The sequence below is a fragment of the Bacillus sp. FDAARGOS_235 genome (assembly GCF_002073415.2).
Taxonomy (GTDB): Bacteria; Bacillota; Bacilli; order Bacillales; family Bacillaceae_G; genus Bacillus_A; species Bacillus_A toyonensis.
In genome coordinates, this window is the sequence record NZ_CP020437.2 from 4400205 (window position 1) to 4424713 (window position 24509).

General features: G+C 37.8%; 23 protein-coding genes. 18 read left to right on the top strand and 5 right to left on the bottom strand.

What is annotated here, in order from left to right:
- Positions 1-2 precede the first annotated feature (2 nt).
- From A6J74_RS25130 to pyrE, 11 genes are all read left to right on the top strand, one after another.
- The gene (locus tag A6J74_RS25130) at positions 3-911 is read left to right on the top strand and encodes an RluA family pseudouridine synthase (protein ID WP_000005847.1); all 909 of its coding nucleotides are present in this window, start codon (positions 3-5) and stop codon (positions 909-911) included.
- Positions 912-1115: 204 nt separating this feature from the next.
- The gene (gene pyrR / locus A6J74_RS25135) at positions 1116-1658 is read left to right on the top strand and encodes a bifunctional pyrimidine operon transcriptional regulator/uracil phosphoribosyltransferase (protein ID WP_001156491.1); all 543 of its coding nucleotides are present in this window, start codon (positions 1116-1118) and stop codon (positions 1656-1658) included.
- 146 nt (positions 1659-1804) lie between these two features.
- Positions 1805-3088: a uracil permease gene (gene uraA, locus A6J74_RS25140; RefSeq protein ID WP_000435917.1), complete on the top strand. Its 1284-nt coding sequence runs from the start codon at positions 1805-1807 to the stop codon at positions 3086-3088.
- Between the two features lie 148 nt (positions 3089-3236).
- Positions 3237-4151 carry an aspartate carbamoyltransferase gene (gene pyrB, locus A6J74_RS25145; RefSeq protein ID WP_000018838.1) on the top strand — a complete coding sequence of 305 codons (915 nt, stop codon included), beginning with the start codon at positions 3237-3239 and terminating at the stop codon, positions 4149-4151.
- On the top strand, positions 4135-5421 hold the full coding sequence (gene pyrC / locus A6J74_RS25150; RefSeq protein ID WP_001108362.1) for a dihydroorotase: 1287 nt from the start codon (positions 4135-4137) through the stop codon (positions 5419-5421). Before pyrB ends, pyrC begins: the two co-directional genes overlap by 17 nt.
- Positions 5418-6515 (top strand): carbamoyl phosphate synthase small subunit, encoded by a 1098-nt coding sequence (locus tag A6J74_RS25155; RefSeq protein ID WP_000828663.1) that lies wholly within the window; start codon positions 5418-5420, stop codon positions 6513-6515. The genes pyrC and A6J74_RS25155 overlap by 4 nt, the downstream gene beginning before the upstream one ends.
- Positions 6500-9718: a carbamoyl-phosphate synthase large subunit gene (carB, locus tag A6J74_RS25160; RefSeq protein WP_001126140.1), complete on the top strand. Its 3219-nt coding sequence runs from the start codon at positions 6500-6502 to the stop codon at positions 9716-9718. The genes A6J74_RS25155 and carB overlap by 16 nt, the downstream gene beginning before the upstream one ends.
- Complete coding sequence (gene pyrK / locus A6J74_RS25165; protein WP_000983367.1) at positions 9715-10494, top strand: dihydroorotate oxidase B electron transfer subunit; 780 nt, start codon at positions 9715-9717, stop codon at positions 10492-10494. The genes carB and pyrK overlap by 4 nt, the downstream gene beginning before the upstream one ends.
- Positions 10491-11420 (top strand): dihydroorotate oxidase B catalytic subunit, encoded by a 930-nt coding sequence (pyrD, locus tag A6J74_RS25170; protein WP_001081058.1) that lies wholly within the window; start codon positions 10491-10493, stop codon positions 11418-11420. The genes pyrK and pyrD overlap by 4 nt, the downstream gene beginning before the upstream one ends.
- A complete protein-coding gene (pyrF, locus tag A6J74_RS25175; RefSeq protein ID WP_000083496.1) occupies positions 11405-12121 on the top strand; it encodes an orotidine-5'-phosphate decarboxylase in 717 nt (238 codons plus the stop codon). The genes pyrD and pyrF overlap by 16 nt, the downstream gene beginning before the upstream one ends.
- Positions 12118-12750: an orotate phosphoribosyltransferase gene (pyrE, locus tag A6J74_RS25180; RefSeq protein ID WP_000711460.1), complete on the top strand. Its 633-nt coding sequence runs from the start codon at positions 12118-12120 to the stop codon at positions 12748-12750. Before pyrF ends, pyrE begins: the two co-directional genes overlap by 4 nt.
- A 90-nt stretch (positions 12751-12840) precedes the next feature.
- Here pyrE and A6J74_RS25185 read toward each other — a convergent pair whose 3' ends face one another.
- Both A6J74_RS25185 and A6J74_RS25190 read right to left on the bottom strand, forming a co-directional pair.
- Entirely contained in the window at positions 12841-13095 is a 255-nt protein-coding gene (locus A6J74_RS25185; RefSeq protein WP_001003941.1) for a YbeF family protein, read from the bottom strand.
- Between the two features lie 165 nt (positions 13096-13260).
- Positions 13261-14646 (bottom strand): hypothetical protein, encoded by a 1386-nt coding sequence (locus A6J74_RS25190; RefSeq protein WP_000537882.1) that lies wholly within the window; start codon positions 14644-14646, stop codon positions 13261-13263.
- A gap of 296 nt (positions 14647-14942) precedes the next feature.
- Between A6J74_RS25190 and A6J74_RS25195 the strand changes: the two genes are divergently transcribed.
- Positions 14943-15308: a YoqO family protein gene (locus A6J74_RS25195; protein WP_044810435.1), complete on the top strand. Its 366-nt coding sequence runs from the start codon at positions 14943-14945 to the stop codon at positions 15306-15308.
- A gap of 16 nt (positions 15309-15324) precedes the next feature.
- Positions 15325-15693, top strand: a complete 369-nt coding sequence (locus A6J74_RS25200; RefSeq protein ID WP_001208472.1) for a YoqO family protein — start codon at positions 15325-15327, stop codon at positions 15691-15693.
- 32 nt (positions 15694-15725) lie between these two features.
- Here the strand turns inward: A6J74_RS25200 and A6J74_RS25205 are convergent, their stop codons facing one another.
- The 3 genes from A6J74_RS25205 to A6J74_RS25215 form a co-directional block, all read right to left on the bottom strand.
- Positions 15726-16250 (bottom strand): DinB family protein, encoded by a 525-nt coding sequence (locus tag A6J74_RS25205; RefSeq protein ID WP_001012024.1) that lies wholly within the window; start codon positions 16248-16250, stop codon positions 15726-15728.
- A gap of 84 nt (positions 16251-16334) precedes the next feature.
- Positions 16335-17405 (bottom strand): M24 family metallopeptidase, encoded by a 1071-nt coding sequence (locus tag A6J74_RS25210; RefSeq protein ID WP_000172784.1) that lies wholly within the window; start codon positions 17403-17405, stop codon positions 16335-16337.
- A 330-nt stretch (positions 17406-17735) separates the two neighbouring features.
- Positions 17736-19445 (bottom strand): Rqc2 family fibronectin-binding protein, encoded by a 1710-nt coding sequence (locus A6J74_RS25215; protein WP_000863272.1) that lies wholly within the window; start codon positions 19443-19445, stop codon positions 17736-17738.
- 105 nt (positions 19446-19550) lie between these two features.
- On the opposite strand from A6J74_RS25215, the gene A6J74_RS25220 reads away from it, so the two are divergent.
- The 5 genes from A6J74_RS25220 to rpoZ all read left to right on the top strand — a co-directional run bounded on the left by A6J74_RS25220 (position 19551) and on the right by rpoZ (position 24426).
- Positions 19551-22274 carry a calcium-translocating P-type ATPase, SERCA-type gene (locus tag A6J74_RS25220; RefSeq protein WP_001104768.1) on the top strand — a complete coding sequence of 908 codons (2724 nt, stop codon included), beginning with the start codon at positions 19551-19553 and terminating at the stop codon, positions 22272-22274.
- A 99-nt stretch (positions 22275-22373) separates the two neighbouring features.
- Positions 22374-23249 (top strand): YicC/YloC family endoribonuclease, encoded by an 876-nt coding sequence (locus A6J74_RS25225; protein ID WP_000625871.1) that lies wholly within the window; start codon positions 22374-22376, stop codon positions 23247-23249.
- Positions 23250-23316: 67 nt separating this feature from the next.
- Positions 23317-23580, top strand: coding sequence for an extracellular matrix/biofilm regulator RemA (gene remA / locus A6J74_RS25230; RefSeq protein WP_001251456.1), 264 nt, complete (start codon positions 23317-23319; stop codon positions 23578-23580).
- A 13-nt stretch (positions 23581-23593) separates the two neighbouring features.
- Positions 23594-24211, top strand: coding sequence for a guanylate kinase (gmk, locus tag A6J74_RS25235; protein WP_001257739.1), 618 nt, complete (start codon positions 23594-23596; stop codon positions 24209-24211).
- Between the two features lie 2 nt (positions 24212-24213).
- The gene (gene rpoZ, locus A6J74_RS25240) at positions 24214-24426 is read left to right on the top strand and encodes a DNA-directed RNA polymerase subunit omega (protein ID WP_000933967.1); all 213 of its coding nucleotides are present in this window, start codon (positions 24214-24216) and stop codon (positions 24424-24426) included.
- Positions 24427-24509: the final 83 nt, after the last annotated feature.

The following is a 24509-nucleotide window of genomic DNA, read 5'->3' on the forward strand; positions in this document are numbered from 1 at the left end:
GAATGAGTGAAGTAGTACAGGTAACAGTTGCAGAAGAACAAAAAAGTGAGCGAATCGATAAATTCGTTGCAGAAATTAACAGTGAATGGTCACGTTCACAAGTACAGCAATGGATTAAAGATGATGTTGTAACAGTGAATGGGAAATCGGTAAAAGTAAATTATAAAGTTAAAGAAAATGATGAAATTACAGTAACGATTCCTGATCCGGAAGAGTTAGATATTCAAGCGGAAGATATGAACTTAGAAATTTATTATGAAGATGCAGATGTACTTGTTGTAAATAAGCCACGTGGTATGGTTGTACATCCAGCACCAGGTCATACAAGTGGCACACTTGTGAATGGTCTTATGCATCATTGTACAGATTTATCAGGCATTAACGGTGTAATGCGTCCTGGTATCGTGCATCGTATTGATAAAGATACATCTGGCCTATTAATGGTTGCTAAAAATGATATGGCACACGAATCACTTGTAAATCAACTTGTAGCAAAAACAGTAACAAGACGTTACAAAGCGATTGTACACGGTGTTATTCCGCATGATAAGGGAACGATTGATGCTCCGATTGCTCGTGATAAGAAAGAACGTCAAAGTATGACAGTTGATGAAAATGGTAAGCATGCTGTTACGCATTTCCAAGTGTTAGATCGTTTCAAAGATTTCACACTTGTAGAATGTCGCTTAGAAACAGGACGTACACACCAAATTCGTGTTCATATGAAATATATTGGCTATCCACTTGCAGGAGATCCAAAGTATGGACCAAAGAAAACATTAGACATGAATGGACAGGCACTTCATGCAGGTATTTTAGGATTTGACCACCCTCGTACTGGTGAATATATTCAGTTTGAGGCACCGATTCCAGAAGTGTTTGAAGAGACTTTAAATATTTTACGGAAATAGTATTGACAAATCATGAGAAAACTGAGATACTGACAACAGTTAAATAATGATCCTTTAACACAGCCCCGTGAGGTTGAGAAGGTAACGGTTTGAAATACTTAGGGTATGTTGTACCCTTTTTTCAAAAGTCCTCTCGCACACGCTGAGAGGACTTTTTTTATACCATTACTCTCACGCAAGAAAAATAGCTTGGAGGTGTAGAGCATGCAGGAAAAAGCTGTCGTTTTAGATGACCAAATGATTCGCCGCGCTTTAACACGAATTAGTCATGAAATCGTGGAACGAAATAAAGGTGTGGATAATTGTGTTCTTGTCGGAATTAAAACACGTGGAATTTTTATTGCACAACGTTTGGCAGAACGAATTGGTCAAATTGAAGGAAAAGAGATGGAAGTAGGAGAGTTAGATATAACTTTATATCGTGATGACTTAACACTTCAATCAAAGAATAAAGAACCACTAGTAAAAGGTTCAGATATTCCAGTAGATATTACGAAGAAAAAAGTAATCCTTGTAGATGATGTATTGTATACAGGAAGAACAGTTCGAGCTGCGATGGATGCTCTTATGGATTTAGGAAGACCATCACAAATTCAATTAGCTGTTCTTGTAGATAGAGGACATCGTGAATTACCAATTCGCGCTGATTATGTAGGAAAGAACATTCCAACATCAAGTGAAGAGCGTATCGAAGTTGATTTGCAAGAGACAGATCAACAAGATCGAGTAAGTATATACGATAAGTAAAGCCCTTTTAAATGTAGTCCTGTGAGGCTGCCAAAGGGTCTTGGCTTTCATATGTCGAATTTGGCATACGAAAGTATAGGACTCTTTGTGCACAGGCACAAAGAGTTTTTTTATTGCAAAGATTTAAACTGAAGGAGGATGTAACAATGGAACAAAAGCCAGTGTTAGACGTTAATGAAGTACCGAAACCGGGAAAATGGTTATTTTTAAGTATACAACATTTGTTCGCGATGTTTGGATCAACAGTGCTTGTTCCATTTTTAACAGGATTGAATCCGTCAGTAGCGTTAATATCAAGTGGATTAGGAACGCTAGCGTTTCTTCTTATAACGAAAGGTCAAGTACCTGCGTATTTAGGATCATCATTCGCCTTTATCGCACCGATTATTGCAGCAAAAACAGCAGGTGGCCCCGGAGCAGCGATGCTTGGTGGCTTACTTGCAGGAATGGTGTACATCTTAATTTCAATCGGAATTAAGAAATCTGGATCAGCGTGGATTATGAAATTACTGCCGCCAATCGTAGTTGGTCCGGTAGTAATGGTAATCGGTTTAGCTTTAGCACATACAGCAGTGAACATGGCGATGAACGGTGCGGATGGTAAATATAGCATTACACACTTTTCAGTAGCACTAGTAACATTAGCAATTACAATCATTTGCTCCATATTTGGAAGAGGATTTTTCAGCATCATACCGGTGTTACTTGGAATCATCGGCGGATATATCTTCGCTTACTTCCAAGGGCTAGTAGATTTAAAACCGGTAGCTGAGGCGAAATGGTTTGTCGTACCTGATTTCACAGTACCGTTTGTAACATACACACCAGAGTTTTCGTGGAAGATTGTACTCTTAATGGTGCCAGTAGCACTAGTAACAATTTCAGAACATATCGGACATCAAATTGTACTTGGAAATGTTATTAAAAGAGATTTAATTGAAAAACCAGGTTTACACCGTTCAATCTTTGGGGATGGGGTAGCAACATTAATCGCATCACTAATCGGTGGACCACCGAATACAACATACGGTGAAAACATCGGTGTGCTAGCAATTACGAGAGCGTATAGTGTATACTTATTCATCGGTTCAGCAGTATTCGCAATCATGTTTGGATTTATCGGGAAGATTTCAGCACTGATCCACTCGATTCCAACACCAGTTATGGGTGGTGTATCAATCTTACTATTCGGTGTAATCGCATCAAGTGGTTTACGCATGATGGTAGATGATAGAACAGATTTAAGTGACAAACGAAACTTAATGATTGCATCAGTTATACTAGTAATTGGTATTGGCGGAGCGGTACTTCACGTAGGAGAATCGTTCCAAGTAGAAGGAATGGCACTAGCAGCAATTGTAGGTGTACTGTTAAATCTACTACTACCAGAAACGAAACAAATAAAACAATCTAAGCAGATTGCTTCATAAAAACAACCTTTTAATTCAGTCCTGTGAGACAGAAAAGGGTGGCTTCTTCCTTGCACCCTAGTCTCACATGACTAGGGTATTTTTATGCAAATGTTGTTATAAATATCCATAAATGCTATCATAAAAATTAGAAAGACGAGGGATGACGATGAGCCATTTGTTAACGATGAGTGAATTATCGGAACTAGAAATTTCAGAAATCCTAAAAGACGCAGAAGATTTCGCGAATGGGAAAGAGAGCAAAACAACAGAGCAAACTTTTGTTGCGAACTTGTTCTTTGAGAATAGTACGAGAACGAGATTTAGCTTCGAAGTTGCTGAGAAGAGATTAGGACTTGACGTATTAAACTTTTCAGCAGATTCATCTAGCGTACAAAAAGGAGAAACGTTATACGACACGATAAAAACACTGGAATCAATCGGAACAAAAGCGGTAGTCATCCGCCACGAGCAAGATCGTTACTTCGATGAGCTAAAAGATCAAGTAAACATTCCAATCTTAAATGCTGGAGATGGATGCGGAAATCATCCAACGCAATGTCTGCTCGACCTTCTAACAATTAAACAAGAGTTTGGAAGTTTTGAAGGTTTAAAGATTGCAATTGTTGGAGATATTCGCCATAGCCGAGTAGCACGATCCAATGCTGAAACATTAACGAAGCTTGGGGCAACGATTTATTTTGCAAGCCCAGAAGAGTGGAAAGATGAAAAAAACACATTTGGAACGTACAAAAACTTAGATGAGCTAGTTCCAGAAGTTGATGTAATGATGTTACTTCGTGTACAGCATGAGCGTCATGATCATTATGAAACAGACATTATGAAAGAGTATCATGAAAAACACGGATTAACGCTTGAAAGAGAAAAACGTATGAAAGAAGGAAGCATTATTATGCATCCAGCTCCTTTCAACCGGGATGTGGAAATTGCAAGTGAACTTGTTGAGTGTGAGCGTTCACGCATATTTAAACAAATGGAAAATGGAGTTTACGTAAGAATGGCTGTACTAAAACGCGCCTTACCAAATGTATTAGGAGGAATGAAACATGAATTATTTGTTTAAAAATGGTCGTTATATGAATGAAGAAGGAATAATCGTAGCAACAGATCTTCTCGTACAAGACGGTAAAATTGCGAAAGTAGCAGAAAATATTACGGCAGATAATGCTGAAGTAATCGATGTGAACGGAAAGTTAATCGCACCTGGATTAGTAGATGTACATGTACATCTTCGTGAGCCAGGTGGTGAACATAAAGAAACAATTGCAACAGGCACACTAGCAGCGGCAAAAGGTGGATTCACTACAATTTGCGCAATGCCAAATACACGTCCAGTACCAGATTGCAGGGAACATATGGAAGACTTACAAAAACGTATTAAAGAAAAAGCACACGTAAATGTATTACCATATGGAGCAATTACAGTACGTCAAGCAGGTTCTGAAATGACAGATTTCGAAACGTTAAAAGAGCTTGGAGCATTCGCTTTCACTGATGATGGAGTAGGCGTACAAGATGCGAGCATGATGCTAGCTGCTATGAAGCGTGCAGCGAAGTTGAATATGGCAGTAGTTGCACACTGTGAAGAAAATACACTTATTAATAAAGGTTGTGTACATGAAGGGAAGTTTTCTGAGAAACACGGATTAAACGGTATCCCATCAGTATGTGAATCTGTACATATTGCAAGGGATATACTGCTTGCTGAGGCGGCAGATTGTCACTATCACGTATGTCACGTAAGTACGAAAGGGTCTGTACGTGTAATCCGTGATGCAAAACGTGCTGGAATTAAAGTAACAGCAGAAGTAACACCGCATCACTTAGTGTTATGTGAAGATGATATCCCATCAGCTGATCCTAACTTTAAAATGAACCCACCGCTTCGTGGAAAAGAAGACCACGCAGCGTTAATTGAAGGGCTATTAGATGGAACGATCGATATGATCGCAACTGACCATGCACCGCATACAGCGGAAGAGAAAGCACAAGGAATTGAAAGAGCACCATTCGGAATTACTGGTTTTGAAACAGCATTCCCACTTCTATACACAAACCTTGTGAAAAAAGGAATTATTACATTAGAACAGTTAATTCAATTCTTAACAGAAAAACCAGCTGATACATTCGGTTTAGAAGCAGGTCGCCTGAAAGAAGGTAGAGTAGCTGATATTACAATCATTGATTTAGAACAAGAAGAAGAGATTGATCCAACAACATTCTTATCAAAAGGAAAAAATACACCATTCGCAGGTTGGAAATGCCAAGGATGGCCGGTAATGACAATCGTTGGCGGTAAGATCGCATGGCAAAAGGAGAGTGCATTAGTATGAAAAGACAACTTATCTTAGAAGATGGAACAGTATTAATTGGAAAAGGTTTCGGAGGCGAAATCGAAAAGTCAGGTGAGGTTGTATTTACAACAGGAATGACTGGATATCAAGAAACATTATCTGATCCATCATATTGCGGTCAAATCGTAACATTTACGTACCCATTAATCGGAAACTACGGCATTAACCGTGACGATTTTGAATCCATTCACCCATCTGTAAATGGTTTAATCGTAAATGAAATTTGTGATCATCCATCAAACTTCCGTAATGAAATTTCGTTAAATGATTACTTAAAAGAAAGAAAAATTCCAGGATTAGCAGGAATTGATACGAGAAAATTAACGAGAAAAATTCGTCAATACGGTACATTACGCGGACGACTTTGTAACATGGATGCAGATGTAGAGTACATTGTGGGCCAATTAAAAGCGACAGTATTTACAGATCATGTAAAACGCGTATCAACGAAAGACCCATACCCAAGCCCAGGCCGTGGTCATCGAGTTGTACTTGTAGACTTCGGAATGAAACATGGTATTTTAAGAGAATTAAATAAGCGTGACTGTGATGTAATTGTAGTACCTTACAATACAACAGCAGAAGAGATTTTACGCCTTAGCCCAGATGGAATTATGTTAAGTAATGGACCTGGGGATCCAAAAGATGTACCAGAAGCAATTGAAATGTTAAAAGACATTATCGGTAAAGTTCCTTTATTCGGGATTTGCTTAGGACATCAGTTATTCGCATTAGCATCTGGTGCAAATACAAGTAAGTTGAAGTTCGGTCATCGTGGTTTAAATCATCCAGTAAAAAATCTTGCAACTGGAAAAGTAGCAATTACTTCCCAAAACCATGGATACGCAGTAGAAGAAGAGTCAGTTGAAAATACAAATCTTGAAATTACACATGTTGCTTTAAATGATGGAACAGTAGAAGGTCTTCGTCATACGAAGTTTCCAGCATTTACAGTACAATACCATCCAGAAGCTTCAGCGGGACCAGAAGATGCAAATGATTTATTCGAAGATTTCTTAGAAATGATTGAAAACTTCAAGAAAGAAGGGGAAGAGTTATGCCAAAACGCCTAGACATTAACACAATTTTAGTAATCGGATCAGGACCAATTGTAATTGGGCAAGCAGCAGAGTTTGATTACTCTGGTACACAAGCTTGTCAATCTCTTAGAGAAGAAGGTTACAAAGTAATCCTTGTTAACTCTAACCCAGCAACAATTATGACAGATACTGCAACAGCAGATAAAGTATATATAGAACCATTAACATTAGAATTCGTAAGCCGTATCATTCGTAAAGAACGTCCAGATGCAATCCTACCAACATTAGGTGGTCAAACAGGCCTAAATATGGCTGTTGAACTTGCGAAATCAGGCATACTTGAAGAATGCGGAGTTGAAATTTTAGGAACAAAATTATCAGCAATTGAGCAAGCGGAAGATCGTGATTTATTCCGTACATTAATGCAGGAATTAAATGAACCAATTCCATCTAGTACCATTATTCATACGCTAGAAGAAGCACATGAATTTGTAAAAGAAATTGGTTATCCAGTTATTGTTCGCCCAGCATTTACAATGGGGGGAACAGGTGGCGGAATCTGTAGTAATGAAGAAGAACTAATTGAAATCGTATCAGGTGGATTAAAACATAGTCCAGTGACACAATGTTTATTAGAAAAGAGCATTGCTGGTTGTAAGGAAATTGAATATGAAGTAATGCGTGATTCGAATGATAACGCGATTGTAGTATGTAACATGGAAAATATCGATCCAGTTGGGGTTCACACAGGTGATTCAATCGTTGTAGCACCGAGTCAAACATTAAGTGACCGTGAGTATCAAATGTTACGAAACACTTCATTACGAATTATTCGTGCATTAGGAATCGAAGGTGGCTGTAACGTACAGCTCGCACTAGATCCGCATAGCTTCCAATACTATGTAATCGAAGTAAATCCGCGTGTGAGTCGTTCATCTGCACTAGCATCTAAAGCAACTGGATATCCAATTGCGAAGTTAGCAGCGAAAATTGCAGTCGGTTTAACATTAGATGAAATTGTAAATCCAGTAACACAAAAAACATACGCTTGCTTCGAGCCAGCATTAGACTATGTCGTTTCAAAAATTCCACGTTGGCCATTTGATAAGTTCGAATCAGCAAACAGAACGCTTGGTACACAAATGAAGGCAACTGGTGAAGTTATGTCAATTGGACGTAACTTAGAGCAATCATTATTAAAAGCGGTTCGTTCTTTAGAGCTAGGGATTTATCACTTAGAATTAGACCATTTAAAAGAACTTGATAAAGAAACAATGAAAAAACGTATTATAAAAGCTGACGATGAGCGTCTGTTCGTTGTAGCAGAAGCAATCCGTCAAGGTGTAACGAAAGAAGAAATTAATTCATGGTGTGAAATGGACTTCTTCTTCTTACAAAAAATTGAAAACATCGTAAACATGGAACACGAAGTAAAAGAAAATGCAGGAAATATGGAAGTGTTACAATCTGCAAAAGAAATGGGATTCAGTGATCATTACATCGCCAATGCTTGGAACAAAACAGAGCGTGAAATTTACGATATGCGTAAAGAAAGTAATATGACTCCTGTTTATAAAATGGTAGATACTTGTGCGGCAGAGTTTGAATCTGCAACACCTTACTACTACAGCACATACGGTGACGAGAATGAATCGGTTATAACAGATCGTAAGAGTGTGGTTGTACTAGGGTCTGGTCCAATCCGTATCGGTCAAGGTGTTGAGTTTGACTACGCAACAGTTCACTCTGTATGGGCAATTAAAGAAGCTGGATATGAGGCAATCATTGTAAATAACAACCCAGAAACAGTTTCAACAGACTTCAGTATTTCTGACAAATTATACTTTGAACCATTAACGATTGAAGATGTAATGCACATTATCGATTTAGAAAAGCCAGAAGGTGTTATCGTACAATTCGGTGGACAAACGGCAATTAACTTAGCGGCGAAATTAGAAGAACACGGTGTGAAAATTTTAGGAACATCACTTGAAGATTTAGACCGCGCAGAAGATCGAGATAAATTCGAAGCTGCATTAACAAAATTAGGAATCCCGCAACCAGTTGGTAAAACAGCAACAACTGTAGAACAAGCGGTAGCAATCGCTGAAGAAATTGGTTACCCAGTATTAGTAAGACCATCTTACGTACTAGGTGGACGTGCGATGGAAATCGTATATCGTCAAGAAGAACTACTGCACTACATGAAAAATGCAGTTAAAGTTCATGCAGAGCATCCGGTATTAATCGACCGTTACATGGTTGGTAAAGAAATTGAAGTAGATGCAATTTCAGACGGTGAGAATGTGTTCATTCCAGGTATTATGGAACATATTGAACGCGCTGGAGTTCACTCTGGGGATTCAATTGGAGTATATCCACCACAAAGCTTATCTGACGAACTAAAAGAACAAATTATTGAACATACAATTGCACTTGGAAAAGGATTAAACATTGTTGGGTTACTAAATATCCAGTTTGTAGTATTCAAAGATCAAGTGTATGTAATTGAAGTAAACCCACGTGCGAGCCGTACAGTACCATTCTTAAGTAAAATTACAGGCGTACCGATGGCGAATGTTGCAACGAAAGTTATTTTAGGTCAAAACCTAATAGAGCAAGGATACGGAACGGGCTATCACCCAGAAGAGAAAGAAGTGTATGTAAAAGCACCAGTATTCTCATTTGCGAAACTACGCTCAGTTGATACAACATTAGGACCTGAAATGAAATCAACAGGGGAAGTAATGGGGAAAGACTTAACGCTTGAAAAAGCATTATACAAAGGGCTAGTTGCCTCAGGAATTAACATCCCAACGCACGGATCCGTAATCATCACTGTAGCGGATAAAGATAAAGAAGAGGCGATGGAAATTGCAAAACGTTTCCATGAAATCGGCTATAACTTATTAGCAACAGCTGGAACGGCACAAACATTAGCAGAGCAAAATATCCCAGTACAAGTTGTAAACAAAATTGATTCTGAAGACTACAACTTACTAGATATTATCCGCCAAGGAAAAGCACAGTTTGTAATCAATACATTAACAAAAGGAAAACAACCAGCGCGTGATGGTTTCCGCATTCGCCGTGAATCAGTAGAAAACGGTGTGGCTTGCTTAACATCACTTGATACAACGAGAGCAATCTTACGAGTATTAGAATCTATGACATTCTCAGCTCATTCAATGAAAGAAATTACGCAAACAAAGCGTCACGAGGTGGTACATGCATGATGCAAAAGCAAAATATGATCGTCGTTAACCAAAAAGAAATCGCAAAAAACATTTACGAATTAGTGCTTCAAGGAACGTTAGTACAGCAAATGAACGAACCAGGGCAGTTTGTACACATTAAGGTAGCAGAGGGCATTGCGCCCCTTCTGCGCCGCCCGATTAGTATTTGTAATGTAGATCAAGAGAAGAACGAGTTTACAATGCTATATCGTACGGAAGGACAAGGGACAAAAACATTAGCAACTAGAAAACAAGGTGAAATGGTAGATGTACTAGGACCACTAGGACACGGTTTTCCTGTAGAAGAAGCAGAAACAGGACAAACGGCTTTATTAGTAGGCGGGGGAATTGGGGTACCACCACTTTATGAATTATCACAGCGCCTCGTTGCAAAAGGTGTACGTGTGATTCACATCTTAGGTTTTCAAACGAAAGAAGTTGTTTTCTATGAAGAAAAATTTGCAGAACTTGGTGATACGTACGTTGCAACAGTAGACGGCACACACGGTACAAAGGGATTTGTTACAGATGTAATTGATAATTACGGAATCGACTTTGACATTCTTTATTCATGTGGCCCGTTAGCGATGCTTCGTGCATTAGAAGGACGTTACAAAGAGAAAAAAGCCTATATTTCATTAGAAGAACGTATGGGTTGTGGTATTGGAGCTTGTTTCGCATGTGTATGCCACTTACAAGAAGATCCAAGTGGACATTCTTATAAGAAGGTGTGTAGCGACGGACCGGTATTTCCAATTGGGGAGGTTGTACTATGAACAGATTGCAAGTTGAATTACCAGGATTGTCATTAAAAAATCCAATTATACCAGCATCTGGATGCTTTGGATTTGGTCGTGAATATGCACAGTTTTACGATTTAAGTGTACTAGGATCAATCATGATTAAAGCGACGACAGAACAACCACGTTATGGAAATCCGACGCCTCGTGTTGCTGAAACACCAGGCGGCATGTTAAATGCAATCGGACTTCAAAACCCAGGTTTAGAAAAAGTAATGAATTCTGAATTACCATGGTTAGAACAATTTGATCTTCCAATCATTGCGAATGTTGCGGGCTCACAAGCTGAGGATTACGTAGCAGTTGCAAAGGAAATTTCTAAAGCGCCTAATGTCCATGCACTAGAATTAAATATTTCTTGTCCGAACGTAAAAACAGGTGGTATCGCTTTTGGTACAAATCCTGAAATTGCTGCTGATTTAACGAAGCGAGTAAAAGAGGTTTCTGAAGTACCTGTATACGTGAAATTGTCACCGAACGTGGCAAACATTGTGGAAATTGCAAAAGCGATTGAAAATGCAGGTGCAGATGGTTTAACGATGATTAATACATTGCTTGGTATGCGTCTAGATTTAAAAACAGCCCAACCAATTTTAGCAAACCGTACGGGCGGACTATCAGGTCCTGCGATTAAGCCAGTAGCAATTCGTATGGTACATGAAGTAAGCCAAGCGGTTAACATTCCAATTATCGGAATGGGTGGTATTGAGTCAGCAGAAGATGTAATTGAGTTCTTCTACGCTGGTGCAAGCGCAGTTGCAGTAGGTACAGCGAACTTCATAGATCCGTTCGTATGTCCGACAATTATTGAAGAGTTACCAGCATTACTAGATGAATTAGGATTTGATCACATTTCGGAATGTCAAGGAAGGAGCTGGAAGCAAACATGTCACAGTCGTTAATCGTTGCACTAGATTTTCCGGGGAAACAAGATGTAGAACAATTCTTGCGCCACTTTGAAGGGGAAGAGTTATTTGTCAAAGTTGGTATGGAGTTATTTTACAAAGAAGGCCCTGCGATTATTACGTACTTAAAAGAAAAAGGACATAAAATCTTTCTAGATTTAAAACTTCATGATATTCCGAATACAGTAAAAAGCGCTATGCGTAGCCTAGCTAGTCTAGATGTTGATATGGTAAATGTTCATGCTGCTGGGGGAAGCAGTATGATGAAAGCTGCGATTGAGGGATTAGAGGAAGGTAAGCAAGAAGGAAAAGAGAGACCGATTTGTATTGCAGTTACACAACTAACAAGCACTTCGGAAGCTATGATGAAAAAAGAGATCGGCATTGAGAAAACGTTAGAAGAAGCGGTTGCTCATTATGCAAAATTAACGAAAGAAAGTGGACTTGATGGCGTTGTTTGCTCAACGCTTGAAGTTCCAAAATTACGTGAAGTATGCGGGAATGAATTTGTAACAGTAACACCGGGGATCCGTCTTGCAAGCGATGATGTGAATGATCAGGTGCGCGTAGCAACACCGAAACGTGCGAGGGAACTTGGCTCAAGCTACATCGTAGTTGGGCGTAGTATTACAAAAGCAGAAAATCCGCTTGAAGCGTATAAAACAGTAAAACAACAGTGGGAAGGTGTAACAGTATGAAAAAAGAAATCGCATCGCATTTATTAGAAATTGGAGCAGTATTTTTACAACCGAATGATCCATTCACTTGGTCTTCAGGTATGAAATCACCAATTTATTGTGATAACCGTTTAACTTTATCTTATCCAAAAGTACGTCAAGCGATTGCAGCTGGATTAGAAGAGTTAATTAAAGAGCACTTCCCAACTGTAGAAGTTATTGCAGGAACAGCAACTGCTGGTATTGCGCACGCTGCATGGGTAAGCGATCGTATGAATTTACCAATGTGCTACGTACGTAGTAAAGCAAAAGGCCACGGTAAAGGGAATCAAATTGAAGGAAAAGCTGAAAAAGGTCAAAAAGTTGTAGTAGTAGAAGACTTAATTTCAACTGGTGGTAGTGCAATTACATGTGTAGAAGCACTTCGCGAAGCAGGCTGTGAAGTATTAGGAATCGTATCAATCTTCACATACGAGTTAGAAGCAGGAAAAGAAAAACTAGAAGCAGCTAACGTAGCATCATACTCTTTAAGCGACTACAGTGCATTAACTGAAGTAGCAGCAGAAAAAGGTATGATCGGACAAGCTGAAACGAAAAAATTACAAGAGTGGCGTAAAAATCCAGCTAACGAAGCTTGGATCACAGCGTAATATGAAAAAAGACGACTGCGGGGGAACGCGGTCGTCTTTTTATATAAATTCAAGCAAATTCCCATCAATATCAAAGCCCCTTACTACTAACTACTTAGTGCTTTCTACAAATTCATATCCTTTCACAAACAAGAGAGTCATATAAGAAACAATAAATGAGAAAATGCTATACATGCCAATCCAAAAGAAAAATTTTGGAGTAAAGGCGATGACACCTAGTATTAAAAAACTAGCAAACGTTACAATCGGCATTACGTAATATGTTTGCGTCTTGCGGGTTCCAATAACAGAAACGATAAAGATAAGTAATGGACAAATTAATAAGACGAAAATCAATTCATTCATAGTTATGTCCCCTTTTCGAATGGAAGTAATCTGTTTCTCGTAAACGTTTTGAAATAAATACTCTCCTAATATAACTTCGCTAACATATACATAATCCCTTTTGAAAGTCCGTAATAAATGATTGATTTCACAATAAAAAAGTAAGCAAGAGAACACCTGCTTACTTTATAGAATAAACATCGCAACGATTGTGGTGACAATTAAGCCAATTATAACTGGTAAAAAGTTTCGGCGTGCAAGTTCAAATGGATCTACTTTACAAATGGCAGCGGCAGGAATAAGCGCCCAAGGAATTAAAGTCCCGCCTCCGGTCCAGATTGCAGCAATTTGCCCAAGTGCTGTTAATGTAGCTATTCCATTCCCCAGTGCTGTGCCGAAAAGATTGGCAATCGAACCAGCAAGTGATATACCGGAAAAGCCAGATCCATCTAACCCTGTTATGACACCAACGATAGTTAGTGTTCCCGCTGATACATATTGGTTTAAAGGAACAGTTTGAGATAAGGCGATTCCTAAGTCGTTAATGATTCCGTGTGAACCTTTCGGTAAATAGTCCCCGATAATTTTTACAAATCCGCTATCCCCTAAATAAAAAAGTGCAGCAATTGGGATAACTGGACCAAAGATTTTAAATCCAAATTGGAGCCCTTCTATAAAATAATCGGTCGTTTTATTCAGGCCATTTCCTTTGTAGGCGATGAGAGCAATAATGATAATCATAATAACAGTCGTCCCGCCAATAAGTGCTGTTGCATCGCTTCCTTGTAGTTTAAATTGAATCATGCAAAGGATATCAATGATATATACGATAGGGATACATATGGCGAGCCATTTCTTTATGTGAGGAGATAATAAAATGATAGTTTTGGATGGTTCAGTTGCTGAAGAAGAGTCTTGCAACGATAAGCCTGTATGAAATTCTTTTCGTAAGAAGAAAAAAGCAACAGAAGTTGTAACAACGCCCATAACGATAACGAGGGGGACACTTGCGGATACGACGCTAGAAACTGGTAAACCAGCTGCATCCGCTGTTAATTTCGGGGCACCTTGAATAACGAAGTCGCCGGATAAAGCAATTCCGTGTCCAAATAAGTTCATAGCAATTGCAACCCCAATTGGTGGCAGGCCGACGCGTACAGCGACGGGTAATAAAATAGCCCCCATTAACGCGACAGCTGGGGAAGGCCAAAAGAAGAAAGAAATTGTCATCATTAAAAGGCCGATAATCCAGTAGGCAAGTGTAGGTGTACGAATCATCTTTGTAAATGGTAAAATCATCGTATCATTTATGCCAGTATGAACGAGTAGGTTACTCATCGATACGATAATGGAGATGATCAATATAGTTGGTAATAGTTCAGTTATGGCATAAATAAAACTTTGAAAAATACTGCTAACGGCAAGAGGGATAGAACTTGTAGCGGTTAATGCTAATAAAAGGATAAAAATGATACAAATGATCGTTGTATCTTTTCTAAAAATAAAAAAGGTAATAATAGTGAGTAAACAAAGAATATAGAGAGCATGTAAAAGCGTTAATTCAACTCCCACAACATTCACATCCTTTAGGCGTTCGTGTAGTTCATTGTATGAAAGCGGTGAATGTATGTGAGTATAGGGAAAAATAAAATTTCATGTACTGTAATGGTAAGGGTATAAAATGGATGTTACAATACAATTAATCCTAAAAATGGAACTGGAGGAGGGCGTATGCGCAAAAAAAGTTGGTTTTTGGGGATTTATCCCGCATTAACGGGCAGTAAGATTCCCACCTCAAAAGTTGGCGAATGCGAGGGAGTTAGGTAGGAAATCAACTGCCCGTAAAAGCCCGATTGGTTCAACTAATAATCCGTGGGGGACACCCCCACGGATTAAAGTTTCACTTTATCATTTCTTGTAGTCTATTAATCATTTTAGATCTATTTACAAACAATGAATGGATAAGTATTATGCCTGTTCTCGGGTTTGTGTTTTTGCTTTTATCTCGCTGGGATGACATGAAACAGCATAGTAAGAAAAGTATTGGAATTATGATAGATATCATTGTTGTTAGTTCATTTGTAGTAGGTTTTATTTTAATAGAAGGTCAGAAGCAAATGTCTATTTTTCAACAATGGATGTCGTCTGCGAAAGGTCTTTATTTTGTAATTGTAGTCGTTATTTTCCTAAGAGTCATGATAAGAATAGGGAGTTATATAGTAAAGAGCGAATAGAATGGGGGTAGTACGAATGAGAGAGAAAGTAGGGTATTATGGTGTGCTCGGTTGTTTAATAGTATCTATCATTTCAGCACAATTTTTAAAAAGTGAATGGACACCATTTATATTATGTATAGGCATATTCATTTTTGCTCCCTTGTACCGCTGGAAAGAGTGGAAAACGTATAGTCGGAAAAAGAAAATTATTTATAGCATTGAGTTTGTTATTATAATTAGTACAATTCCGTTCTTGCTAAAAAAAGGTTATGAACAAATGAATGACATAGCAATTTTTCAAGGGTGGTTACTTGTTGCAAAATGGTTATACTTACTATTCATTTTAATAGTGGTAACAGCTATTGCTAAAAAAGCAAACAGGAAAATATTTGTAAATGAATAAAAGAAAGTGCCACCGGATAAGGTGGCACTTTCTTATTTTACTGAATGAGCTTTTTGCATCTTTTTTATTAAACGAATTTGTCCACGATGGTTAATTTCATCTTCAAATACGTGGAACCATTTAAAGTAGTTATTTGCTGGTTTGTCATGCCAAAAGTCTGTCGTTTTAAATAACCATTCCTCGGGTAAGGATTGAAAAGTTTCAATTGTTTTAGAGCGTACTTCTTGTAATGTATGGATGTAAAATTCGATGGAGTTTCCTTTTATTTTTTCTCGTCCAATAGCCCCTAACTCTACAGCAGGTAACCAACGTTCTAATTCGGCATCTGTCGGTTCACGATCCTCAAAGGTATGAATTTGGTAATAAAATTCAATAGCAGCCATGTGATATAATAGCATGCCAATTGAATTTGCTTCTTCGTCATATAAATAATCAAGTTCATCAATTGTTAAACCTTCCACTGCTTGCATCGTTGTGTAACGGGCGTAATTCATCATGGAAACAAGTTTTGAAAATTCAAGCTGTAAACCATCTATCTTATCGATTACAAAATTCAATTTAAATTCCCCCTCTTTAAACGAATACTCCAGAGAAGGAATTCTATGTGTAGAGAAAAACTCCTTTTAAAAAGGGCCATGATTTTAACAAGGGATAACAATTAGTTCTCTATTTGATTTTGTAATAACTTCATAGCCTTCTTTTGTAATGACGATATCGTCTTCAATTCTACAACCGCCCCAGTTTGGTATGTAAATGCCCGGCTCAACTGTAACAACCATACCTTCTTGTAAAGTTGCCTTACTTTCTTGGGATAGGCGAAGCGGTTCGTGTATTTCTAACCCAAGACCGTGCCCGGTAGAGTGGCCAAAGTATTGACCGTATCCATGTTCTGTAATGTAATCTCTCGTTACATCATCGATACTTTTCGCAGTTTCTCCAGGCTTAATTGCTTCAGTTCCACGTTTTAATGCTTCTCGTACAACATTGTATATTTTTTTGAATTCTTCTGACGGTTCTCCGATCGCTACAGTACGTGTTATATCGGAACAATATCCGTCGTAAAGTGCACCGAAGTCTAATGTAACGATATCGCCTCGTTCGATTATTTTATTTGATGCAACGCCATGAGGAAGAGAAGAACGAACGCCAGAAGCTACAATGATTTGGAATGATGAAGATGTAGCTCCTCTTTTTCGCATGAAAAATTCTAACTCATCTCGTACATCAGTTTCACTTATTCCTGGTTTTAGAAAGGTAAGGATGTGGTGAAATGCTTCGTCAGCAATAGTAGCTGCAATTTTCATTGTTTCTATTTCAGGCGTGTCTTTAATAATACGAATATTTTCGATGATTTCGCACACTTGAATCATTTCCGCATGTACGTATTTTTGTAAGTTTTTATATTGTTGCAATGTCATGTTATTTTCTTCAATTCCAAGTTTTTGAATGTTTAATCTGGATACTTGATTGGCAACTTCTTCTTCCAAATTCCCTTTATGCATAATGATTTCCGCGTCTTTTATTTGTACTTTGGCTTGATCTACATAGCGAAAATCAGTTATGAAAACAGCTTGATCTGCAGAGAGTAAGACGACACCAGCACTACCTGTAAAGCCTGTTGCATATTGGCGATTTTCTTTTTTTGTAATAAGTAATCCGTCAAGTCCATAATGATGTAGTTGATTTTGGATTTTATCAATTTTTAAAGTCATGTTAATTCCTCCTTTTCACAGTATTGAATAAAGCAAATAGCGTGCCAAAATATATATTAGGGAAAATAAACGATTATCCAGCTATTTTGTGGGAGGCGTGCCGTTAATAAAATTCAGATTGCAATTAGTAGGGGATAAAAACATTGACTTGAGTTGAACTTTATATACATACTGTAAAAAAATTTATACAAATGCGTAATGACACTGTCAATCTTTTTGACAATATATAAAATGACAAAAGAAAGATAGTGTGAATTAGTTAATGGATATAGGAACGAATGTGAATGAATATAAAAAATGCGTTGCTATCTAGCAACGCATTTTTTATATTTACGCTTTTAATTTCATTACGATGTCAGCATCTGGTGTTACATATACTGTTTGTTGGTTATCGTACGTAACGAATCCAAGCTTTGCACCACTCGGTTTTTTCACATGGCGTATTTTTGTAAAATCAACAGGTACAGAGCTAGACTCTTTTGCTTTACTGTAATAAGCGGCAATTTTTGCAGCTTCTAGTAAAGTTTCTTCAGCAGGTTCTAAAGAACGAATGACAACGTGAGAACCAGGTATGTCTTTCGTATGTAACCAAATTTCATCCCGACGGGCAAATTTCGTTGTTAAATAATCATTTTGCTTATTGTTTTTACCAACGAAAATCTCTGTACCGTCACTAGCTACATATTTATCTAATACTGGTTTTGTAGGCTTTTTCTTTGCATTTTTCGTCTTACGATTACGCACATATCCTTCTTCGGCTAATTCCTCACGAATTTCTTCAATATCTTTTGAAGAAGCAGCTTCCATTTGTTGAAGTAAGCTATCAAAATAAAGAATTTCTTCATTGGTTTTTTCGATTTGTTCTTCTACCACAACAACTGATTTTTTTGCTTTTTGGTATTTTTGGAAATAGCGTTGTGCATTGTCAGACGGTGTTTTTAAAGGATCTAATGTGATTTTTACAGTACCGCCATTTTCATCGTAATAATTAACGACCTCAATATCTTTATCGCCTTTTTTCAAAGCGTACATATTGGCTGTAAGTAGCTCTCCAAATAGTTGATATTTATCTGCTTTTCCAGCATCTTGTAATGTTTTTTCAAGTTTAATAAGTTTTTTCTCATTTTTGTTTTTTTCGTTTTGCATAAAGCGTTCTAAATCATGAGCTTGTTGTTTTACACGGTCTCGCTCCGCTTTTCCGAAAAAGAAACGGTCTAACAATTCACTAACAGATGAGAATGTTTTTTCTTCTCCTTGCAAGTGTGTAAGAGGGAAAAGATAAAAGAATTCTTTTCCGTTTGCAGTAATCATTGTTGGTGAATATGCATGAGTTAGTAATGGTTTTTGTATGGAGAAAAACGCTTCAGATAATGCTTTTTCATTTGCCATACCTGCTTTTTTTACAACTTCTTTTGCGAATAATGGGGAAATTCCCATAAATGCTCCGACAAGTTGTTTGTCCATGTTTCCGGATAAAAAGTCTAGCGGTCTAATAAAATCAGCTGCTGTTTCGATAAGAAGCGGATTAACCTTATGTTGTGCTGGAGGGGCAACATATTCAGCTCCAGCATATACAGTACGATGGCGGTTTACCGCTAAAGATATGTGTTTTAAGCTATCTAAAATAACATTTGTTTTCGTATCTACTAAGATAATGTTACTGTGTCGTCCCATTATTTCGATTACTAATGTTTTTAATGATTCGTCTCCGATTTCATTCCGACTGCGAACTGTAATTTGAATAATACGTTCTAAGTCAATTTGTTCAATTTTTTCAATAAATCCGCCTTCTAAATGTTTACGAAGAAGCATACAAAACATCGGCGGTATTGCTGGTGAATCGTAGTTTTGATTCGTTAAGTGCATACGCGCATATGTAGGGTGAGACGAAAGAATTAGTTTTTGGTTCTTTCCGTTTGCTCGAATATGTAATAAAATCTCGTATTTTGAAGGTTGATATATTTTGGAAATTCTTCCTGTGTAAAGAGAATTTGCAATTTCATGTGTAATTGCTCTTGTAAATAATCCATCGAATGCCATAAATGAACACTCCTTTCTAACTAAAAGTTAATTATAGCATTTTTTTGGACGAGGCTGAATAAGCTTTCAATAGAGTATGTCTGGAATCAGGAGGTCGATGGCAGGATGAACTGGTATGGAATGCGGGCACATGAAGTGGAAGAAAGAACGAATACGAATGTAAAGGTTGGACTTACAGAGAAAGAAGCAGAAGGGCGAATTAAGAAATTTGGTACAAATGAATTAGAAGAAGCAAAAAGGCCTTCTGCACTAATGGTATTTTTAGCACAATTTAAAGATTTTATGGTACTTGTTTTATTTGGAGCAACAATTGTTTCTGCATTTTTAGGTGAATATATTGATTCTATAGCTATTGTTGCCATTGTCATTATCAATGGTATTCTAGGTTTTTTTCAAGAAAGAAAGGCTGAAAAATCATTGGAAGCTTTAAAAGAACTAGCCGCCCCGCAAGTTACGGTAATGAGGAATGGAAAGTGGGTAAAGGCACCATCTAAAGCACTTGTTTTAGGTGATGTTATTAAATTTTCCAGTGGTGATCGTATTGGGGCTGACGTCCGTCTCGTTGAGGCATCGAGTTTATATATCGAAGAGTCTGCCCTGACAGGAGAGTCAGTACCTGTACAAAAGAAGATAGAAGCATTGCAAGGGCAAGATGTTTCAATTGGTGATCAAAAAAATATGGCTTTTATGGGTACGATGATTACGCGAGGATCTGGAACAGGAGTCGTTGTAGCGACTGGTATGAATACCGCAATGGGCCAAATTGCAAATATGTTGCAAAATGCAGAGCAAATGGAAACACCACTGCAAAGAAGATTAGAGCAACTCGGGAAAATATTAATTATTGTAGCTCTTATTTTGACAGCACTCGTTGTATTAGCAGGTGTGTATCAAGGGAATGAAGTATACCATATGTTTTTAGCAGGTGTATCCTTAGCTGTTGCTGCTATTCCAGAAGGATTGCCCGCAATCGTTACAGTAGCTTTATCACTTGGTGTACAGCGTATGATAAAAAAGAGAGCAATTGTAAGAAAGTTACCAGCTGTAGAAACATTAGGTTGTGCTTCTGTAATTTGTTCTGATAAAACAGGAACAATGACACAAAACAAAATGATGGTAACACATATGTGGTCAGGTGGAGAGTTGTGGAAAGTGACTGGTCAAGGATATGAACCTAATGGATCTTTTATGAAAGGTGAAATAGAAGTTAATCCAGCTAAGACAAAAGCGCTTTATCAGCTACTTACATTCGGTTCACTATGTAACAATGCAAATATTATTCAAAAGAAAAAGGCGTATGTATTAGATGGGGATCCAACAGAGGGAGCACTTGTAGCTGCAGCAATGAAAGCGGGAATAACACGTGATGCACTGAAAGGGAAGTTCGAGATTATTCGTGAGTTCCCATTTGATTCGACTCGAAAGATGATGAGTGTTATTGTCCGTGATCGAGATGGGAAAAAGTTTGTTGTTACGAAAGGAGCTCCAGACGTCCTCCTGCAAATGAGCCAAACAATCTTATGGGGTGATAAGCAGCAACCGATGAGTGAGTTATATAGAAAAGAAGTACAGGCGGCTATTCATAGTTTAGGTAGCCAAGCGCTTCGAACAATTGCGGTTGCATTTAAGCCATTAAAAGTAACAGATTCCACTGAACATGAGAGAGATGTTGAAAAAGATTTTATGTTAATCGGGATACAAGGTATGATCGATCCGCCAAGACCAGAGGTAGCGCAGGCGGTAAAAGAGTGTAAAGAAGCTGGTATTCGAACAGTGATGATTACAGGAGATCATAAAGTAACAGCGATGGCGATTGCGGAACAATTAGGGGTTTTACCACCAGGAGGTCGTGTGGTGGAAGGTGTTGAGCTAGCAAATATGGATATAGAGGAACTAGAAAATGTTGTAGAAGATACTTACGTATTTGCTCGTGTATCACCAGAACATAAATTAAAAATTGTTAAATCATTGCAAAATAAAGGGCATATAGTAGCGATGACAGGAGATGGAGTAAACGATGCACCAGCTATAAAAACAGCGGATATTGGGATAGCGATGGGTATTACAGGAACAGACGTTGCGAAAGAAGCTTCTTCGCTTGTATTGTTAGATGATAACTTTGCGACGATTAAATCAGCGATTAAAGAAGGTAGAAACATATACGAAAATATTCGAAAGTTTATTCGATATTTGTTAGCATCAAACGTCGGCGAAATTTTAGTTATGTTATTTGCGATGTTACTGGCACTGCCATTGCCGATGGTTCCAATTCAAATATTATGGGTGAACTTAGTTACCGACGGTTTACCAGCGATGGCATTAGGTTTGGATAAGGCGGAAGGAGATGTGATGAAGAGAACGCCGCGGCATCCGAAAGAGGGAGTATTCGCCAGAGGGCTTGCCTGGAAAATTATAAGTCGAGGGTTCCTCATTGGAGCAGTGACGTTAGTAGCGTTTATTATCGCATATAATCAACATCCGAATGAACTGAAATATGCACAGACAGTAGCATTTGCGACTTTGGTACTTGCGCAACTTATTCATGTGTTTGATTGCCGAAGTGAACATTCTGTCTTTCATCGCAATCCATTTGGGAACGTGTATTTAGTAGGGGCTGTTATCATTTCATTGTTGTTAATGCTCGTTGTTATTTATTATCCACCGTTACAACCAATTTTTAGTACAATGCCAATACAAGCAAGAGATTGGTTGTTAATTGGAGGTTTGTCATCAATTCCGACTTTCTTATTAGTAGGTTCTTTATTAACAAGGAAAAAAGGTAAGGAGAAAAAGCCACTTTTATATAAGAAGGGATTAAACTTGAAATAGTCAATGATATGAAAATGTGATATAATTTACAGAAGGTAGTAGAGCCTTGTCTCTATTACCTTTTTCATTGAGTTATTTCATGGCTTGGATGTGATAAAAATGATTTCTAGTATGACAGGGTTTGGAAGGTCGAAAGTAGAAAGTGATACTTTTCAGATTACAGTAGAAATGAAATCGGTGAACCACCGTTTTCTTGAGATGAGTATTCGACTTCCGAAGCAAATGATGGTATTTGAAGACAAAATTCGTAAAATAATCGCACAGCAAGTTCGACGTGGGCGCATTGAAGTGTCTATTAGTATAACGGGTGAAGGGCTTGTTGAAAGAAAATTAAGTGTGAATTGGTCGCTTCTCAAGCAGTACCAATCGATGATGGAAGATATAAAAGGAAAATTTCAATTGCAAGATTCTATTACACTTGGGCAATTAATGGCAATGCCAGAAGTAACGGCAATTGAAGAAATAGAAAACGTAAATGAACAATTTGAGAATAGTTTATATGAGGCTGTTCGCCAAGCTGCTCAAATGTTGAAAACGATGAGAGATGGCGAAGGAGAACGATTACATAAAGATATGGCGTATCGTTTACAAGAGATTCACAATTGTGTAAATGCAATTATTCCACATGCACCGATTGTTACACAAAAATATCGTGAACGATTAGAAAATCGCTTAAAGGAATTACATAATCAAGATCTAGACGAACAAAGATTGCTAACAGAAGTCGCGATGTTTGCAGAGCGTTGTGATATTCATGAAGAGTTAGTTCGTTTACAAAGTCATTTAGAACAATTTCGTGAAACACTGCAGATTGAAGAGCCTGTTGGAAGAAAAATGGACTTCATCGTGCAAGAGATGCATCGAGAAATTAATACGATTGGTTCGAAGGCAAATGACTTAACAATTTCAAAATATGTTGTAGAAATGAAAAATAACCTTGAAAAAATTCGTGAACAAGTACAAAATATTGAGTAGCTTTCAAAAAATATATAAAGTTATACGTGGTGGAGAAATCGGATAGACTTACTAGGAGGCGCAAACTATGGCCATGCGGTTTTTAAATATTGGATACGGAAATATTGTATCTGCTCATCGAATTATTGCTATTGTAAGTCCGGAGTCAGCTCCTATTAAACGAACAGTACAGGAAGCACGTGAACATAATGCTTTACTAGATGCTACGTATGGGAGAAAAACAAGGGCGGTTATTGTTATGGATGATGGGCATGTTGTATTAAGTCCAATTCAGCCAGAGACGATTGCACATCGTTTGAATAATAAAGAAGATTTAAGTGAGGAAGGGTAGGTTTTACATATTTATGAGAAGTAGAAGAGGATTGCTCATCGTTCTTTCAGGACCTTCTGGGGTTGGTAAAGGAACGGTTCGAAAAGAGCTGTTTAGCCATGAGGATACACGTTTTCAATACTCTATTTCAGTAACGACACGTAAGCCGCGTGAAGGTGAAGTAGATGGTGTGGATTATTTCTTTAAAGAGAGAGAAGAATTTGAGGAAATGATTCGTAATGAAAAATTACTTGAGTGGGCTGAGTTCGTAGGTAATTATTACGGAACACCGATTGACTATGTTGAAAAAACATTACAAGAAGGAAAAGATGTATTCTTAGAAATTGAAGTGCAAGGAGCAATTCAAGTTAAGAAAGCTTTCCCAGAAGGTGTATTTATTTTCTTAGCACCCCCAAGTTTATCTGAGCTAAAAAACCGAATTGTCGGCCGTGGTACAGAAACTGAAGATGTTATTGAAAATCGCTTAACTGTAGCGAAAGAAGAAATCGAAATGATGGACGCTTACGACTATGTTGTAGAAAATGATCAAGTTGAATTAGCTTGTGATAGAATTAAAGCAATTGTGGTTGGTGAACATTGCCGCCGCGAAAGAGTAGCAAAATATTATAAAGAAATGACGGAGGGTCTATAATTATGTTAAATCCATCAATTGATTCATTACTAACAAAAATCGATTCTAAATATACACTTGTAACAGTAGCTGCAAAGCGTGCACGTGAAATGCAACTTGCTAACAACTGTGTTATTGAACAACCTGTTTCTCATAAATGTGTAGGTAAAGCATTAGAAGAAATCGATGTAGAAGTGTTAAAATATGTACCAAGCGAAGGCAAAATAATTGATTAAGATATTATTTTCGACAAATTAAAACATAGACTTTATAATTTTCTATGTAACGGTAACAACCTATTTACAAGTAGGTTGTTATT

Excerpts from the sequence above, each read along its gene's own strand:
- A6J74_RS25130 (WP_000005847.1), top strand. The coding sequence starts at position 3 with ATGAGTGAAGTAGTACAGGTAACAGTTGCAGAAGAACAAAAAAGTGAG.
- pyrR (WP_001156491.1), top strand. The coding sequence starts at position 1,116 with ATGCAGGAAAAAGCTGTCGTTTTAGATGACCAAATGATTCGCCGCGCT.
- uraA (WP_000435917.1), top strand. The coding sequence starts at position 1,805 with ATGGAACAAAAGCCAGTGTTAGACGTTAATGAAGTACCGAAACCGGGA.
- pyrB (WP_000018838.1), top strand. The coding sequence starts at position 3,237 with ATGAGCCATTTGTTAACGATGAGTGAATTATCGGAACTAGAAATTTCA.
- pyrC (WP_001108362.1), top strand. The coding sequence starts at position 4,135 with ATGAATTATTTGTTTAAAAATGGTCGTTATATGAATGAAGAAGGAATA.
- A6J74_RS25155 (WP_000828663.1), top strand. The coding sequence starts at position 5,418 with ATGAAAAGACAACTTATCTTAGAAGATGGAACAGTATTAATTGGAAAA.
- carB (WP_001126140.1), top strand. The coding sequence starts at position 6,500 with ATGCCAAAACGCCTAGACATTAACACAATTTTAGTAATCGGATCAGGA.
- pyrK (WP_000983367.1), top strand. The coding sequence starts at position 9,715 with ATGATGCAAAAGCAAAATATGATCGTCGTTAACCAAAAAGAAATCGCA.
- pyrD (WP_001081058.1), top strand. The coding sequence starts at position 10,491 with ATGAACAGATTGCAAGTTGAATTACCAGGATTGTCATTAAAAAATCCA.
- pyrF (WP_000083496.1), top strand. The coding sequence starts at position 11,405 with ATGTCACAGTCGTTAATCGTTGCACTAGATTTTCCGGGGAAACAAGAT.
- pyrE (WP_000711460.1), top strand. The coding sequence starts at position 12,118 with ATGAAAAAAGAAATCGCATCGCATTTATTAGAAATTGGAGCAGTATTT.
- A6J74_RS25185 (WP_001003941.1), bottom strand. The coding sequence starts at position 13,095 with ATGAATGAATTGATTTTCGTCTTATTAATTTGTCCATTACTTATCTTT.
- A6J74_RS25200 (WP_001208472.1), top strand. The coding sequence starts at position 15,325 with ATGAGAGAGAAAGTAGGGTATTATGGTGTGCTCGGTTGTTTAATAGTA.
- A6J74_RS25210 (WP_000172784.1), bottom strand. The coding sequence starts at position 17,405 with ATGACTTTAAAAATTGATAAAATCCAAAATCAACTACATCATTATGGA.
- A6J74_RS25215 (WP_000863272.1), bottom strand. The coding sequence starts at position 19,445 with ATGGCATTCGATGGATTATTTACAAGAGCAATTACACATGAAATTGCA.
- A6J74_RS25220 (WP_001104768.1), top strand. The coding sequence starts at position 19,551 with ATGAACTGGTATGGAATGCGGGCACATGAAGTGGAAGAAAGAACGAAT.
- A6J74_RS25225 (WP_000625871.1), top strand. The coding sequence starts at position 22,374 with ATGATTTCTAGTATGACAGGGTTTGGAAGGTCGAAAGTAGAAAGTGAT.
- remA (WP_001251456.1), top strand. The coding sequence starts at position 23,317 with ATGGCCATGCGGTTTTTAAATATTGGATACGGAAATATTGTATCTGCT.
- gmk (WP_001257739.1), top strand. The coding sequence starts at position 23,594 with ATGAGAAGTAGAAGAGGATTGCTCATCGTTCTTTCAGGACCTTCTGGG.
- rpoZ (WP_000933967.1), top strand. The coding sequence starts at position 24,214 with ATGTTAAATCCATCAATTGATTCATTACTAACAAAAATCGATTCTAAA.